Origin of the sequence: Aerococcus sp. HMSC062A02, from assembly GCF_001809535.1 — a bacterium.
GTDB lineage: Bacteria > Bacillota > Bacilli > Lactobacillales > Aerococcaceae > Aerococcus.
Genome location: NZ_KV797923.1, coordinates 13,490 through 28,274, shown reverse-complemented (window position 1 = coordinate 28,274; position 14,785 = coordinate 13,490). Strand labels below are relative to the sequence as shown.

At 50.9% G+C, this 14,785-nt stretch carries 11 protein-coding genes; 4 read left to right on the top strand and 7 right to left on the bottom strand.

Annotated features, from left to right (window positions below):
* Positions 1-775: 775 nt before the first annotated feature.
* Positions 776-1,963 (bottom strand): glycosyltransferase family 4 protein, encoded by a 1,188-nt coding sequence (locus HMPREF2626_RS04495; RefSeq protein ID WP_070618034.1) that lies wholly within the window; start codon positions 1,961-1,963, stop codon positions 776-778.
* A 280-nt stretch (positions 1,964-2,243) separates the two neighbouring features.
* On the opposite strand from HMPREF2626_RS04495, the gene ilvD reads away from it, so the two are divergent.
* Together ilvD and HMPREF2626_RS04485 are read left to right on the top strand one after the other, a co-directional pair.
* Entirely contained in the window at positions 2,244-3,947 is a 1,704-nt protein-coding gene (ilvD, locus tag HMPREF2626_RS04490) for a dihydroxy-acid dehydratase (protein WP_210382790.1), read from the top strand.
* A gap of 194 nt (positions 3,948-4,141) precedes the next feature.
* Positions 4,142-4,447 (top strand): antibiotic biosynthesis monooxygenase family protein, encoded by a 306-nt coding sequence (locus HMPREF2626_RS04485; protein WP_070618028.1) that lies wholly within the window; start codon positions 4,142-4,144, stop codon positions 4,445-4,447.
* Between the two features lie 590 nt (positions 4,448-5,037).
* On the opposite strand, the gene treC is transcribed toward HMPREF2626_RS04485, so the two are convergent.
* From treC to HMPREF2626_RS04455, 6 genes are all read right to left on the bottom strand, one after another.
* Positions 5,038-6,702 carry an alpha,alpha-phosphotrehalase gene (gene treC / locus HMPREF2626_RS04480; protein ID WP_070618025.1) on the bottom strand — a complete coding sequence of 555 codons (1,665 nt, stop codon included), beginning with the start codon at positions 6,700-6,702 and terminating at the stop codon, positions 5,038-5,040.
* A gap of 18 nt (positions 6,703-6,720) precedes the next feature.
* Positions 6,721-8,682: a PTS system trehalose-specific EIIBC component gene (gene treP / locus HMPREF2626_RS04475; protein WP_070618022.1), complete on the bottom strand. Its 1,962-nt coding sequence runs from the start codon at positions 8,680-8,682 to the stop codon at positions 6,721-6,723.
* Between the two features lie 718 nt (positions 8,683-9,400).
* A complete protein-coding gene (locus HMPREF2626_RS04470; RefSeq protein ID WP_070618018.1) occupies positions 9,401-10,744 on the bottom strand; it encodes an MATE family efflux transporter in 1,344 nt (447 codons plus the stop codon).
* A gap of 192 nt (positions 10,745-10,936) precedes the next feature.
* Positions 10,937-11,227 carry a bacteriocin immunity family protein gene (locus HMPREF2626_RS04465; protein ID WP_070618015.1) on the bottom strand — a complete coding sequence of 97 codons (291 nt, stop codon included), beginning with the start codon at positions 11,225-11,227 and terminating at the stop codon, positions 10,937-10,939.
* 214 nt (positions 11,228-11,441) lie between these two features.
* Positions 11,442-11,996 (bottom strand): hypothetical protein, encoded by a 555-nt coding sequence (locus tag HMPREF2626_RS04460; RefSeq protein WP_070618011.1) that lies wholly within the window; start codon positions 11,994-11,996, stop codon positions 11,442-11,444.
* A 364-nt stretch (positions 11,997-12,360) separates the two neighbouring features.
* Positions 12,361-12,780, bottom strand: coding sequence for a DUF4430 domain-containing protein (locus HMPREF2626_RS04455; RefSeq protein ID WP_070618008.1), 420 nt, complete (start codon positions 12,778-12,780; stop codon positions 12,361-12,363).
* A 151-nt stretch (positions 12,781-12,931) separates the two neighbouring features.
* On the opposite strand from HMPREF2626_RS04455, the gene HMPREF2626_RS04450 reads away from it, so the two are divergent.
* Positions 12,932-13,813 (top strand): formylglycine-generating enzyme family protein, encoded by an 882-nt coding sequence (locus tag HMPREF2626_RS04450; protein WP_210382789.1) that lies wholly within the window; start codon positions 12,932-12,934, stop codon positions 13,811-13,813.
* 18 nt (positions 13,814-13,831) lie between these two features.
* Complete coding sequence (locus HMPREF2626_RS04445) at positions 13,832-14,614, top strand: sulfite exporter TauE/SafE family protein (RefSeq protein WP_070618006.1); 783 nt, start codon at positions 13,832-13,834, stop codon at positions 14,612-14,614.
* Positions 14,615-14,785: the final 171 nt, after the last annotated feature.

Genomic DNA, 14,785 nt, shown 5'->3' with positions numbered 1-14,785 from the left:
AAATCACTCCGAGTCTGCCAAGTCGAACCCGACTAAAGGGTGTGAGGGCACGCGGTAAGAAGTGGACCTCTCTATAGATAGCTGATATTTCCATACAATTATTCAACAAGCTAGGCTTCGGCCTAGCTTGTTTTCCTTTTTAACTAAAAAATCAAAAAAACTCTACACTTCGGTTAGTAGATCAAAAATTAGCAAGGTCAACATGGACTCAGAGGCCTAGACTGTGGGTTGGCAAGCTCTAACCCACAGAGAAAATGCCCGAGTGGGGATTGATACACTCTAACCCACACTAAAGACATCAGAATGAGGCTTAGGAAGCTACAACACACAATCGAGACCCGCAAGTGAGGGTTGACCAACCCCAACACCCACTCGAAGGCAGCAATTGGGGGCTTGGACAAAAGCCCCAGCTCCTTTTTAAACATCTGCTCCAAAAGTCAGTTATGATATCTATTCCATACAGGGCATGAGGGTTAACACTTTCATTCCCTCAAGATTTATTGTAGAATTTAATTGGGCCATAATAATTCTCCTTTCGATGCCAAAGCATCACTTTTTACAGCAATTTAAGCATAGATTATTATGGCCTTTTTGTGTGCCATTATTTCAATTTAATGAGCTGACTTGCTAAGGGACTCGCCAAAAACAAGTTGACATGCCCCTACTTGCTAACGAGCCACACAAAAGCAAGTCACACGCCGCATACACTCTGAACAAAACAAAAAGGCCCTCCCAAAGATCTTAACTCAGATGCTTAGGAGGGCCTTGTTTCATTCTATGATTTATCTGCTCGAGATTCTTGATTTTTAGCGAATTGGCGCTTGTTTAGGACTTGCTGGTAGACGGATTCCACCAAGAGGCCAAAGACCTTGGAGGAGAAATTCTGTTGGACATAGTTGGCGGCCCGGCTGCCTAAGCGACGTCGAGTACCTTGTTCTTGCAAGCGGTCTAAATAGGACGCAAATTCGTCGAAATCGTGGTACTGGTAGCCATTGTAGCCGTCAATTAGGACCGCCTCTAGGCAATCGTCGGCGCGGCAGAGGGCGGGCCGACCGGAAGCCAGGGCCTCGATATAGGTCAGGCCCTGGGTTTCACTGGTCGAGCCACTGACAAAGATATCCCCGAGCTGGTAGTAGCGGGCGACCTCTTCTTGGGCGACCTTACCGGTGAAGATAACCTGGTCCTCTAAGTGATAACGAGTCACTTCAGCTTCTAAGTTGCTGCGGTAGGGGCCGTCGCCCACCACAAGCAGGCGGAGATCCGGCCGCTGTAAGCGGGCAAGATAAGCAATGATTTCTTGGAGGTTCTTCTCCTTGGCCAGCCGCCCGATGGAGACCAAGACGAGCTGGTCATCGCTCAGTCCCAGAGCCCTTTTCTGCGCCTTTATTTCTTCTTCCGGGAAGGCCTGTTGGAAGCGGGCCAGCTTGATCCCCGTCGGAATAATTTCGATGGTCTGGTCAACGCCATAATCGCGCAGGAGCCGCTCCACCTTCTTACTGGGCGTAATCACCGCATCGGTCGCGCGCAAGGTCAGGTAGGAGACCACCGAAACAATCTTCTTCCCTGTCGCCTTGCTGGGGGAGAAATAATGGGTATAGTCTTCATAAACCGTGTGGTAGGTATGGACAATGGGAATATCCAGGGCCTTGGCAATGGTCCGAGCCGCGTGAAAAGTCGAAAATTCACACTGGGTATGGATAATATCTGGAGCCCAGTCAATGATCTCCCGTATAATACTGTGGTTGATGGGCAGGCTGATGCGGGCGCCGGGGTAGATCTTCCCCACCTTGATGGAATTCAAGTAATAAACGCCCGACTCCTTGGCAATAGCCTGCTTGTCACCTAGGGTCAGGATCCGGACATCGTGGCCCCGCCCCATCAATTCTTCGCGCAAAGTCATTAAAGAAGACACCACGCCATTAACAGCAGGCTGATATAAGTCAGTTGTGATTAGAATCTTCATCGTTAACCGTACGCTCCTTAACTTCCACTTCTTACCATGCATGCTTATTATAGCAAACCCCCACAAAGCAGCGCAATCTCCCCTGACAATCTTAGGGGAAGCTTAAGTATAGATCTTTCCCATCCATTCTTTCAAAGTCGTCTAGATTAGAATTGTTTTTGATGAGTATAAAATGAGACAATACTTAGATTGTTTTGCTTTTAGTTTAACTTTGTGCTATTATTTTTAATAACTTATAATGATTCATAATATTCACATTACTAAGATAGGGAGTGTCATGATGGCAGATCAAGAAAAAGATTATCGGATCCAAAGTCAAGTCTACGATCCAGACGTACGAATGCCGAACCGGGCGATGATGCGGGCGGTAGGCTTAACCGATGAAACCTTCAAGAAACCAAAAATTGGGGTTGCCAATACTGAGAGCGATATTACCCCTTGTAACATGCATATGGGGGACCTGGCGGATGAAACCATCCAAGCTATCAAGGACTACGGCTACCATCCCTTCGAATTCCACACCATTACGATCTCTGACGGGATTTCCATGGGGACCCAGGGGATGCGCTTTTCCCTGCCTTCCCGTGACTTAATCGCCGACTCCATTGAAACCGTAGTCAACGGTGAAAACATGGACGGGGTTGTGGCCTTCGGGGGCTGCGATAAGAACATACCCGGCTGTTTGATTGGGATTGCCAACACCGGACTACCAGCTGTCTTCGTTTATGGCGGAACGATTTTGCCTGGCCAAGACCGTGAAGGCCAGGACATTGATATTGTGTCCGCCTTTGAAGCAGTTGGCCAATACGCCGCTGGAACCATCGAATACGACCGTTTTCGCGATGTTGAATTAAATGCCTGCCCTGGCGCCGGGTCTTGCGGTGGGATGTATACCGCTAATACCATGGCCTCAGCAGCCGAAGCATTAGGTATGTCCCTACCCGGCAGCTCCAGCCACCCTGCCGTCAGCCAAGAAAAACATGACGACTCCCGGGCAGCTGGTGAAGCTGTCTGCAAGCTCATCGAGAAACGAATCTACCCTAAAGATATCATGACCAAGGAAGCCTTTGAAAATGCTATTACTTTGGTGATGGCTCTGGGTGGGTCAACGAACGCCATCCTTCACTTGCTGGCTATTGCCCATGCGGTGGAAGTCGACGTGACTCTGGAAGACTTCGAACGCATCCAGAAGAAGGTGCCTCACTTAGCTGACCTCAAACCTTCCGGCCGCTATGTCTTCAATGACCTCTACAAAGTCGGCGGCGTCCCAGCGGTGATGAAATACTTGCTAGAAGAGGGCTACCTCCACGGCGACTGCCTGACGGTTACAGGTAAGACCCTGGCCGAAAACTTGGCAGAAATGCCAGGTCTGAGCGAGGGCCAAGACGTCATCATGCCGCTTTCTGCGCCTAAACGCGAAGACGGTCCATTGATCATCCTGCGCGGTAACTTGGCTGAAAAAGGCTGTGTGTCCAAACTTTCTGGGCTCAAGGTCATGCACCATTCCGGCCCTGCCCGCGTCTTCAACACAGAAGACGATGCGGTTGAAGCAGCGACCCGGCAAGAAATTGTCCCAGGCGACGTTGTTATCGTCCGCTATGTAGGACCTAAAGGTGGACCAGGTATGCCTGAAATGCTTTCCCTCTCCTCTATCCTGGTGGGTGAAGGCCTAGGTGAATCCGTTGCCCTCTTGACTGATGGCCGCTTCTCTGGTGGTTCACACGGTCTGGTTATCGGCCACATCGCGCCTGAAGCCATTGTCGGCGGAACCATCGCCCTGGTTGAAGAAGGCGACACCGTCACCATCGACGTGCCAAGCCGGTCCATCACCCTCGAAGTCAACGACGAAGAATTAGCCAAACGTCGGGAAAAACTGGTCCTCCCAGAACTTCTCAAGAAAGGTGCACTCGGTAAGTATGCCCACAACGTCACCTCTGCCGACCGCGGCGCCGTTACCGACTATGTTAACCGGGATGAAGACTAAGCGGATCCGTATTCCGCATGCATAATTAAAATTCTAACGAAGACCCAGCGCTGATAAGCGTTTGGGTCTTTTTCTTCTGCAATAGCTTTTCGAAACAATGAATTGGCAGAAAACAAGGAGACTTGAGCGTAACTTTTGTTATTGGTCGCGATTCTTGTTATGCTAGATTTAGATTAAACAGAGGAGGATGCTAAATGTTTGTTATTTTACAAAAAATTACTACTGAAGCAGAACACACTGAAGATGTGATCAAGAAATTAGGCGACCGTGAAATCATTACCGAACAAGATGGTTTCGTCGACATGTCTGTCCTCAAAGGCGAAGAACAAGAAGACGGTAAAGACGTCATCTTCGTTATCGGCCGCTGGGAAAACAAAGACGCCTGGGCCGCTTGGGAAGCATCCGATAAACGTGACCAACCAAACGATCCAGACAAAGCAGAAATTGTTTCCATGACAGCTGGCAAATTCGATAGCCAAGTGATCTTGGAAAGCAAATAAGGGTATAAGCAATTGCGGACCCGACTGCGTAGACTGTAACTCAAACTATTTTTAGCGCAAAGCAAAAGACGAGCTCTTTTTAGAGGGCTCGTCTTTTTTCTTTTTTAATGCTGAATCCTGACTGCTAGTTAAAAGAGAATGACTCTTCTAAATGAATTCGATTCGACAGCTTTGGGCAACTTCCGTAACTCGTAGTTCTCCATTTGCACGCAAAGTCTCTGAGTGCAAATGGAAAACCGGCTAAGCGCCGGCCTTCACACCCTGTTATAGTCGGGTTCGGGCTGGCAGAAATAGCTCCTCTTCGCAAAGATCCGCCGAAGACCTTCACTCTTCTCTGGTTCTTTGCTCCAGAGATCTCTTTCTCCCGCCAGCCCTCACACCCTAAACATCAAAAAAAGCGATGCAAGTTGGCTCTGGGCGTTCTTGCTCGCTTAATTTCCCGTGGTGCTAGCGCATAGTCGCTAGCTGTGCCAGTTGGAACAACTGGCATGCTATGCTTGGTCGGTGCCAAGCGATTTGTTTAACTTGACTATAGTATAGCAGGTATTCAGGGAGACGTCAATACTTCTTTAGGAAATTCTAAAAAATATTTAACCTTTCTTCTGATAACGGAAGGCGACGGTTTCATAAGGGGCGACTTCTAGCTGGTCTGAGAGCTCCGTCAAGGGGCCGTTGCCTATAACTTTCTTAGCGTCAGCCTGCCAGCCTAGTTCACTGAGGTCCAGCGTCACAGGGTCGCCATAGAAATTAGACAGTACCAAGAGCTCCTGGTCGCCATAGCGGCGGCGGTAGGCCATGACTCGAGGATGGTCAAGAAAGAGCCCCTCGTAGTCACCTTGACTAATTAGCGGCTCTGTCTTCCGCAGCTGGATCAAGTCCTGGTAGTAGGCAAAAATACGCTGGCTCAATTCCGACTGGGCATTCACCTGGTCATGGTTCGCATTAACTGCCAGCCAGGGCGTCCCCGTCGTGAAGCCTGCTTGGTCGCCGGTTTCCCACTGCATAGGGGTCCGGCCATTATCCCGTGACTTGTCTTGGATAATGGCCAGGGCTTCAGCTTGATCCTTGCCAGCTTCCAAGAGGCTCTGGTAGGCATTGTGGGTCTCCACATCCTGGTAGTCTTCGATCGACTGGAAGTTGGCATTGGTCATACCAATCTCTTCACCCTGGTAGATATAGGGGGTACCTCGCATCAGGTGAATGGTCTGGGCCAGCATGGTTGCCGATTCATAAGGGTAGTGCTTTGGATCACCGAAGCGGCTGAGCTGGCGGGGTTGGTCGTGGTTACTCAAGAAGAGAGCATTCCAACCGCCCCCCGCAGCCATTCCTTCCTGCCAGTCATTGAGGATCCGCTTCAACTCTAGGAAGTCAAAGTCATCCTGGGCCCACTTCTCACCCTCGGGATAGTCTACCTTGAGATGGTGGAAGTTGAAGATCATATCCAATTCATCTCGGTCCGGATTGGTATACTTGACTCCCTCAGCAATAGAGGTCGAAGACATTTCCCCCACGGTCACCGTATCCTCGCGCTGACCAAAGCTGGCCTGGTTCAGCTGGCGCACCCAGTCGTGGACACGCGGGGTATCGGTATAGAGGGCCTTCTCCTCGCTGCCTCCATCGCCGGACCCATCGACTAAGACCGGATCCTTACCGATCACATTGAGGACATCGAAGCGGAAGCCCCGCACTCCCTTCTCCAGCCAGAAATTACAAATGGCCTGACATTCTTTACGAACAGCAGGATTGTGCCAGTTGAGGTCGGCCTGGCTAACATCATAAAGGTGGAGGTAGTAAAGGCCGGAATCGCCAAAAGACTCCCAGGCTGGGCCACCAAACTTAGACTGCCAGTTGGTCGGTAGGCTCCCATCGGCCTTGGGCTCGCGAAGGATATAGTAGTCCTGGTAGGTTGCGTCCCCCGCCAAGGCCTTCTGGAACCATTCATGGTCAGTTGACGTATGGTTAAAGACCATATCCATCATCAAGCCCATGCCACGCCTGTCTGCTTCCTGAACCAAGTCCTCAAAATCCTCCATCGTCCCAAAGCGCGGGTCGATAGCCCGGTAATCCCTCACATCATAGCCATTATCATTCTGAGGTGAGGGGTAGATCGGACTCAACCAAAGCATATCCACCCCCAATTTAGCCAAATAGTCCAAGCGTCGGATAATCCCACGCAAGTCTCCGAAGCCGTCTCCATCACTATCCTGGAAAGACTTGGGGTAGATCTGGTAAACCGTCATCTCACGAAAATTCATTACAGGAACTCCTTTCGATTACTTAATCAAATAGCCGACACGCTGGCCTGCTTGGTCCACCTGGTCAAAGTTAAAGTCCAGCGCATCATATTGGTCTGCCTCTGTAAAGACAACCACAATATCTGTTCCTTTACCTGCTGCCCGAATGGCTTCCAGGTCCATTTCGGCTAGCTCTGTCCCTATGTCAACCGCCTGACCTGTTGGCACCTCAATGGTAAAGGGTTCTCCCTCCAAGTCAACCGTATCCAAGCCCATATGGATAAGCACTTCAACGCCTGAATCTGTTTCTAAACCAATCGCATGCTTAGTAGGAAAGACACTCGTCACTTTGCCGGCTACGGGAGAAACTACCCGGCCATCCGTGGGTTCCACCGCAAAACCATCCCCCATCATCTGCTGAGAGAAGACCTCATCATCAACGGCCGTAATGGCTTTAGCCTTACCGTTGGCGACGCTGGCTATTGTTTCCTTAGCTGTTTCAGCCTTAGCCGGTGTCGGTGCCGTTTGATCTACTTGGTCAGAATTTTCTTGGCTGACTGCTTCCTTTTGACCCTGACCGTCCTTGACCAAGAAACCCATCTTCCTAAAGAGAATAGTCAGGACAAAAGGCACAACTAGGGCAATCAGCATGGCTAGGAAGAACCAAGCCATTGAGGGAACCTGGATCACTAAGAAGCCAGGCAAGCCACCAATCCCAATGGAATTAGCAGTTACCTTGGTCGCCGTGGATAGGAGCCCTGCCAAGGCAGAGCCGATCATCCCGGCCACCAAGGGGTACATGTACTTGAGATTGATCCCGAAGAGAGCAGGTTCTGTTACGCCGAGATAGGCTGAGATAGCGGCTGGAATGGTAACCTGGGATTCCTCTTCATCATGGCGGGTCATCCACCATACGGCAAGCACCGCAGAACCCTGGGCAATATTCGAGAGGGCAATCATGGGCCAGAGCCCCGTTCCCTGGTAGTCTGCGATCAACTGGGCGTCGACGGCATTGGACATGTGGTGGAGGCCCGTCACCACTAGGGGCGCATAGAGGGCTCCAAAGACCGCCCCGAAGAGCCAACTTAGACCTGAAGTCAGACCGGCGTAAACAATCGACCCAATCCAGGTCCCAATCCGCCAACCCACCGGCCCTAGCACGGTATGGGCCAGGATAATCGAAGGGAAGAGGGCCAAGAAGGGAACCAGGATCATCGACAGGTACTCCGGCACGTGCTTGCGGAAGAAACGCTCCAAGTAGCCCAGCGTCAAACCAGCGAAGAGAGCCGGTAAGACCTGACCCTGGTAGCCAATCTTATCCAAAGTAAAGAAACCGAAGTCCCAGACCGGCACCTCTCCATTGAGGATAGCGGCCGGCGCATCATAGGCATTCAGCAACTGACCAGAGACCAGGGTAATCCCTAAGATAATCCCCAGAATCTGGGTTCCGCCCATCTTCTTCACCACGGACCAGGTAATGCCGACCGGTAGGAAGTGGAAGATGGCCTCACTAGGCAGCCAGAGAAAGTCATTCAAACCTGCCCAAAAAGTCGAAGCTTCCACTAGGGTCTGACCATCCAGCATATCTAAGGGAATCCCACTCAATAAGTTCCTAAAGCCTAAGATCAACCCCCCGACAATAAAGGCTGGAATAATTGGTGCAAAGACCTCCGCCATAAAGGCTAGGCCCCGCTGGAAGGCGGACTGATTGCCCTTGGCTTGAGCTTTCACCTGGTCTTTACTCGTTCCTTCCAAACCCGATACCGCTTCAAATTCTTGGTAGAAATCCGACACCTTGTTGCCAATAATCACTTGGAATTGCCCCGCTTGGGTAAATGTCCCCTTAACTGAAGGCAAGCTCTCAATCCGGTCAACATCCGCCTTGCCGGGATCTTCCAAAGCGAAACGCATCCGAGTCGCACAGTGGGTCACCGCTGCCACATTATCTTGACCGCCAATTGCCTCCAGCAAGGCGGCCGCATCTTCTTTAAATTCTGCCATCTTGTCTCCTCCATTTCTCAGCTATGTGTCACTCCTATTATACCTAAAGAAAACCCTTCCACCAAGGGAAGAAGCCCATAATAAAAGAAGCTAGAGCGGATCTAGCTTCTTTGGTGAAGGTAAATGTTGGATAAGAGCAGCTGAAGCCGCCTTGGTCACCTAGACTGAGACCCTCCGATTGAAAGTTGAGCATAAGCAACTCACACTCAGAGCTCCTGATTAAAAGTTGAGCGCATCCTCTCACACCCTACAGTCAGGTTCAGGCTGGCAGAAATAGCTCCTCTTCGCAAATATCCGCCGAAGACCTTCAGTCTTCTCTGGCTATTTGCTCCAGAGGTCTATTTCTCCCGCCAGCCTTCACACCCTTCTTAGTCGGGTTCGGTCTGGCAACTTTCCACTCACTTCACAAGTCTTCGCCGCAGTCTTCCAGACTGCTCTGGTGACTTGCTCCAGTGAAGGAAAGCTAATCGCCAGCCCTCACACCCTTCTTAGTCGGGTTCGGTCGCGCAGAACTGGCTCCTCTTCACAAAATCCCTGCGAAGTCTCTCGACTTCTCCGGTCTTTTGCTCCAGAGGTCCACTTCTACCCGCGCTCCCTCACACCCTGTGTAGTCGGGTTCGCAAAGGCAGAAGGGAAGTGACTTCAGCAAAGTGGAGCGAGCAGCTAAAGCTGCTCTTATCCACTTTGCCTCCAGTCATTCCTTTCTGAACGCCTTTGCTCACACCCTTCTTCTTAACCGGCGGAAGATTTTGATGTTTTGTTCACCTGTCAGGCGGCGGTAATAGTAGATGATCAGGGCGAGGGATATGAGGGCTGTACTAGCTTCTACAGCGGTCATGGTCAGCCAAACGCCGGTCAGGTCCCAAATCCGACTCATCACTAAGAGATAAGGCACAATCAAGACCAGTCCTCTTAACAGAGAAACGACCATGGACGAGCGCGGGGCGTTGACAGCTACCGCATAATAGATCACAAAGAAATTCACGGCAGTCAGCGGATAAGATAGGAAGTAGAGTCGCAAACCTGAACTGGCCATGGAGGCTAGGGCCGGATCTGCCTGGCTATTAAAGATGCTGACTAGAGAGCCCGCCCCCACTTGACCAATGACTAAGCAGAGGCCGCCAAACACCAGATAGGTCACTAGGGCCAGACGGAAGACAGCCTGAACATTGCGGTCATCACGCGCCCCATAGAACTGGCTGACCAGGGGTTGGAAGCCCTGACCAATCCCTGTTAGGATAGCAATAATGATGATGTTCAAGTTAGCGATAATGGCATAGGCCGTTACGCCCAAATCGCCCGCCAGATTCAATAAGACCTGGTTGAAGGCGAACATGACTACAGCCGAGGAGAACTCATTCATAAAGGAAGACAAGCCATTCGCCACAACAGAAGCCAGCTCTCGCCATTGGAAGCGGAAGCGACGAAATTTCAGCTGACTATCTTCCCGGCGTAGGTGGCCGACTGCTAAGACCAAAGAGAGAATCGGCGAGAAGCAGGTCGCCAAAGCTGCCCCTGCCAAGCCCCATTGGAGAGGGAAGATAAAGATGTAATCGAGGACAATATTCGCTAGGCCCCCTGCTAGGAAGGCAATACTAGCTAAGCGGGGCGCCCCATCATTGCGCAAGAAGGACACCATGACAAAGTTTAGGATAAAGGCCGGGGTAAAGAGGGTGTAGACCGCAAAATAATCCCTGGCCCAGTGATAAAGTTCACCGGATGCCCCTAAAGCCTGAAGTAAGGGATCACGGAAAAAGAAGCAAATAGCCACAATGAAAAAACTTAATAGAGCGGCCACTAAGCTAGTCAACGAAAAAATCTCCTGGGCCCGACGCACCTGACCGCGCGATCTCTGAATGGTGAAGAGGGTCGCTCCCCCTACCCCGAACATCCAGCCCAGTCCTGAAATCACATGGACCACCGGAAGTACCAGGTTCAAGGCCGCAATCCCTTGTCCCCCAATTCCCTGGGCAATGAAGAAGGTATCCGCCAAGACAAAGAGCGAATACCCAACCATACTCAAGGTAGCGAAACTCACATAACGCACAAAATTCTTTAGCATTTGATTCGTCTCCTTTCTCAGTGCAAAAAGCACCCCATTTTTATGTCGCTTAGCTAGACATAAAAATAAAGTGCTTCAGCAAGCAAAGTGCGCTGCTATCTAAGGATTCCTTAGACCCAACCTATCATAAAGAAGATCCCCTTATAAATCAAGGCTTAAAACAGAATTTTTTCAATTTCTTGAACAATTCCATCAATAACCATAGCGAATCTGAGACAGGGCGGATAATTCCTTCAAGAGGGCTTCCTGGTCATCGGGAATAACTTGCCCATCTGCCCGCAAGGCCTTGGACAAGTCCAGGTTGAGCCGGGTCAAGATATAGGGAGCTGAGATCCCACTCTCCTGAAATTCTAGCAAGTAATCAGCTAGGACCTGCTTGAGGGCAGGCTGGGAAGGTCCTAACTTGCCCTCTATCTCTTGAATCAATTTAATCGCTTCTTTGCGGCGATCTTGCCCGCCCGCAAACCATTTCAATGCTGCCATAAGCGCCACCTCCTTAATTGATTAAAATGATTATACGCCCTTCCCTGGAAAAAGACAAAAAAGCTGGAAGCAGCTTAGCCTCCAGCTTTAAGATTCATAGTCAGGTTTGATCTGGCAGCTTTCGTGTCACTTCACAAGTCCCCGCCGCAGTCTTTCAAACTGCTCTGCTGACTTACTCCAGTGAACGCAAGCTAAACGCCAGGCTTCACACCCTTTATTCATTTTTTTCGTTATCCCCGCTGTCTTCCTTGTCAGCCTTGTCTTGGTCTTCTGAAGTTTGGTCTTGGCCTTGGCCTTCAGGAGCGGATAAGCCTTCAAAGAAGGGACGACCTAGGTCTAGGAAGTTGCCCCGGCGAAAGCTTGGGAAGAAGTTATTGAATTCTTGGTTGAAGCGTTGATGCATTTGGTTGAAGCGGTCCATCATCGCATCGTATTGGGCTTGGTTTTCTTCGCTCACATCAACCCAACCGGTGTCTTGACCATTCACATTCACCCGCATCTTCCGGCTCACACGAGGTTGTTCACTCGCGCTTTGACGGGATGGGGTATTTTCACTCGCCTTGACGCTGTAGTTAGCCACGTCCTTGTCTTCTAAGTCCTTCACATCGACTTGGAAGCGGGCGCCTTTTTCTTTTAAGAAGTCTAATTTTTCTTGGTCCGAAAGGTTGGCATAGCGGATAAAATCATCTTCATTCAATTCAGCAACCAAGGTCCCTTGACCAAATTTTTCACTGTTGACATCTGCAGTCACTGTATAACGTTTCATCATTAATCACCTTTCTTCATCATCTCGAGGGATCCTTTCCCTCTTCACTTCTTATTATATCAAATTGGTCAAGAAAGGTCAATGATTATTGGTCAAAAAAGTCAGACTTTAAATCCAGTGAGTGAAGACACAAACAAAAGGCTTATCTGTGGCTTGCTCTGGCTCTATCCACAATCATACACCTCAAGTGAAGGTGCATGAAGATCAAGCTCCATTCGGGAAGCAGGCGTGTGGCTTGGCGAGAGTGAAGGTACAATCGAAGCCCTCGAGTGAGGCTTGCTGGCCCAGTCCTTACTCCCTCCCATAATAAAAAAGGAATTTCCTCACAGACAGAGGAAATTCCTGTTTTCAATTTGTTTATATTTTCCTAAGCGGCTTCAGATTCTGATTCAGCCTGCATCTGTTCTAGCTTCCATTCCACCTTGTCGCCGGCTTTGAGTTCGATCTGGTCAGCTCCCTTGGGTGCCATCTCACCATTAACGTAGAACATCCAGTAAGCTTGCTTGTCTTCATCCTGGCTGACGCCGTTGATGGCTTTGACAAAGCCTTTATCTTCTTCCACATCAAAGTTAGCCTTCAAGACATCCAGCACCTTGTCGCCCTCTTGGAAGGTCACTTGCTTGGTTTCAGCTTCGCCTTCTAGGGGTTGGATGCTAAAGGTCGCTTCTTGCTTGGCTTGTTTCTCGGTCTGGGCGCTGCTTTGGTCAGCTGCCTTGTCGTCGGCCGGTTGTTGGCAGGCACCGAGCAGGGCCACCGAGGTTAGTAATAAGAGCCACTGTTTCTTCATGGTAAATCCTCCTTAAGATCTATTACATTAACTTTAAGCGAATTCAGGGACAAGGTCAATCTTTTCTCGATCTTTAAGCCTTAAAAAAAGCTATCTGATGAAAATATGTTATAGTTAGATTAGATACTTATCATGAAAAAGGAGGACCTCCATGTCTGATGAACTGATTTCAATTGAAGGCGGCACTTTCCGCATGGGGAGTGACCAGAAGTCTTGTGGTTTCGACCGCGACCAGGAAGGCCCCAGCGTCGAGATCGAAGTGGCTGACTTCGCCATTAGTGCCCAAACGGTGACCAACCGGGACTTCCAGGCTTTCTTCCTGGATACCGCCTATGTTACCGATGCTGAACGCTACGGCTCGTCCAATGTCTTCTTCCTCCTCATCGATGAAGACAAGCGCGACCAATACCCCCTGACTGCTGGGACCGACTGGTGGCATGAGGTGCCAGGTGCTTCTTGGCGGCAACCGGAAGGCCCAGGTTCAACGCTAGAAGGGCGGATGGACCATCCCGTCGTCCACGTCTCCCACAACGATGCCCTGGCCTATTGCCAGTGGGCCGGACTCCGCCTGCCCAGCGAAGCAGAATGGGAATACGCTGCCCAAGCTGGCCACCGGGACGGGCGCACCTATCCCTGGGGCAATGAGCTCGAAGCAGGCGGCAAGCACTGGGCCAATGTCTGGCAGGGTGATTTCCCCAACGAGAACACAGCTGCAGATGGCTATGTCGGCACTGCCCCTGCTAAAGCCTATGCCCCCAACGACTACGGCCTCTACCAGATGATCGGTAATGTCTGGGAATGGTGCAGCAATCCCGGCCGCATCCCCCTGACCCAGTTCCAAGACAGAACAGCCGAAGATTGGGCCAAGGCCTACGCCGGCTATGACCGAGCCACCGACTTCGCCCTCAGAGGAGGCTCTTTCCTCTGCCACCATTCCTACTGCCAGCGCTACCGGATCGCCGGCCGCAACGCCAATAATGCCCTGTCCAGCACCTCCAACACCGGCTTCCGCTGTGCCCAATCCCGCACCTAAGATAGAAAGAAGGTCTGTATGCTCTATTTACTTTATTTTATTGTCATTCTCTTCGCCAATACCGTAGGAGCCGTCTCCGGCATGGGGGGAGGCGTCATTATCAAGCCCGCCCTAGATGCGATTGGTGCCCACCCTCTCAATGTAATTGGCTTCTTCTCCAGTGCCGCCGTCTTCACCATGTCCATCGTCTCCATCATCAAACAAGTCCGCGGTGGCTTCCAGATCTCCTGGCAGCGGCTCCTCGCCATTGCCTTCGGGTCCATTATCGGCGGCCGCTTAGGGGACACCATCTTCAACATCCTTATGTCCCTCTACAAGAACCCCGACAAGGTCCAGTTGATTCAAATTATTATCACCGTCATCACCCTGGGCCTCTCCATCTGGTACACCTATGACCCCAGCCGTAAGCAGCTCCGCCTAGCTGGCCTCTTCAGCTTCTTCCTCGCCTCCCTGGCCCTGGGTGTCCTCTCGACCCTGCTCGGCATCGGCGGCGGGCCCATGAACGTGGCCCTCTTCATCGCCCTCTTCGGTGCCTCAACCAAGCAGGCCACGGTCTACTCCATCATCACCATCTTCTTCTCCCAGCTCTCCAAGCTCACCAGCATCGTCCTGGCAGGCAGTGTCGCAGCTGGCTCAAGCAGCTTCCTCCTCGTCATCCTCCCCGCTGCCGTTATCGGAGGCTATGTCGGCTCTGCCCTCAACCAGCGCATGACCAACAAGGCCGTCAACCGCACCTATCTCATCATCACGGCCTCCGTCATCCTCCTCAATATCGTCAACGGCGTACGACTATTCCTATAAAAATAAAGCATCCCAAAAGCTGGCACAAGCTGCTAGCTTTTGGGATGCTTTTTGTTTTTATCCTATTTTAGTTGGGTTCGAGGATGCAGAAATAGCTCCTCTTCACAAAAATCTATCGAAGGCCTTCAGCCTTCTCTAGTCTTTTGCTCCAGAGGTCCACTTCTACCCGCG

What these genes read in the sequence shown, in the direction of transcription:
- HMPREF2626_RS04495 (WP_070618034.1), bottom strand. Translation starts at nt 1,963, where the DNA reads ATGAAGATTCTAATCACAACTGACTTATATCAGCCTGCTGTTAATGGC.
- ilvD (WP_210382790.1), top strand. Translation starts at nt 2,244, where the DNA reads ATGGCAGATCAAGAAAAAGATTATCGGATCCAAAGTCAAGTCTACGAT.
- HMPREF2626_RS04485 (WP_070618028.1), top strand. Translation starts at nt 4,142, where the DNA reads ATGTTTGTTATTTTACAAAAAATTACTACTGAAGCAGAACACACTGAA.
- treC (WP_070618025.1), bottom strand. Translation starts at nt 6,702, where the DNA reads ATGAATTTTCGTGAGATGACGGTTTACCAGATCTACCCCAAGTCTTTC.
- treP (WP_070618022.1), bottom strand. Translation starts at nt 8,682, where the DNA reads ATGGCAGAATTTAAAGAAGATGCGGCCGCCTTGCTGGAGGCAATTGGC.
- HMPREF2626_RS04470 (WP_070618018.1), bottom strand. Translation starts at nt 10,744, where the DNA reads ATGCTAAAGAATTTTGTGCGTTATGTGAGTTTCGCTACCTTGAGTATG.
- HMPREF2626_RS04465 (WP_070618015.1), bottom strand. Translation starts at nt 11,227, where the DNA reads ATGGCAGCATTGAAATGGTTTGCGGGCGGGCAAGATCGCCGCAAAGAA.
- HMPREF2626_RS04460 (WP_070618011.1), bottom strand. Translation starts at nt 11,996, where the DNA reads ATGATGAAACGTTATACAGTGACTGCAGATGTCAACAGTGAAAAATTT.
- HMPREF2626_RS04455 (WP_070618008.1), bottom strand. Translation starts at nt 12,780, where the DNA reads ATGAAGAAACAGTGGCTCTTATTACTAACCTCGGTGGCCCTGCTCGGT.
- HMPREF2626_RS04450 (WP_210382789.1), top strand. Translation starts at nt 12,932, where the DNA reads ATGTCTGATGAACTGATTTCAATTGAAGGCGGCACTTTCCGCATGGGG.
- HMPREF2626_RS04445 (WP_070618006.1), top strand. Translation starts at nt 13,832, where the DNA reads ATGCTCTATTTACTTTATTTTATTGTCATTCTCTTCGCCAATACCGTA.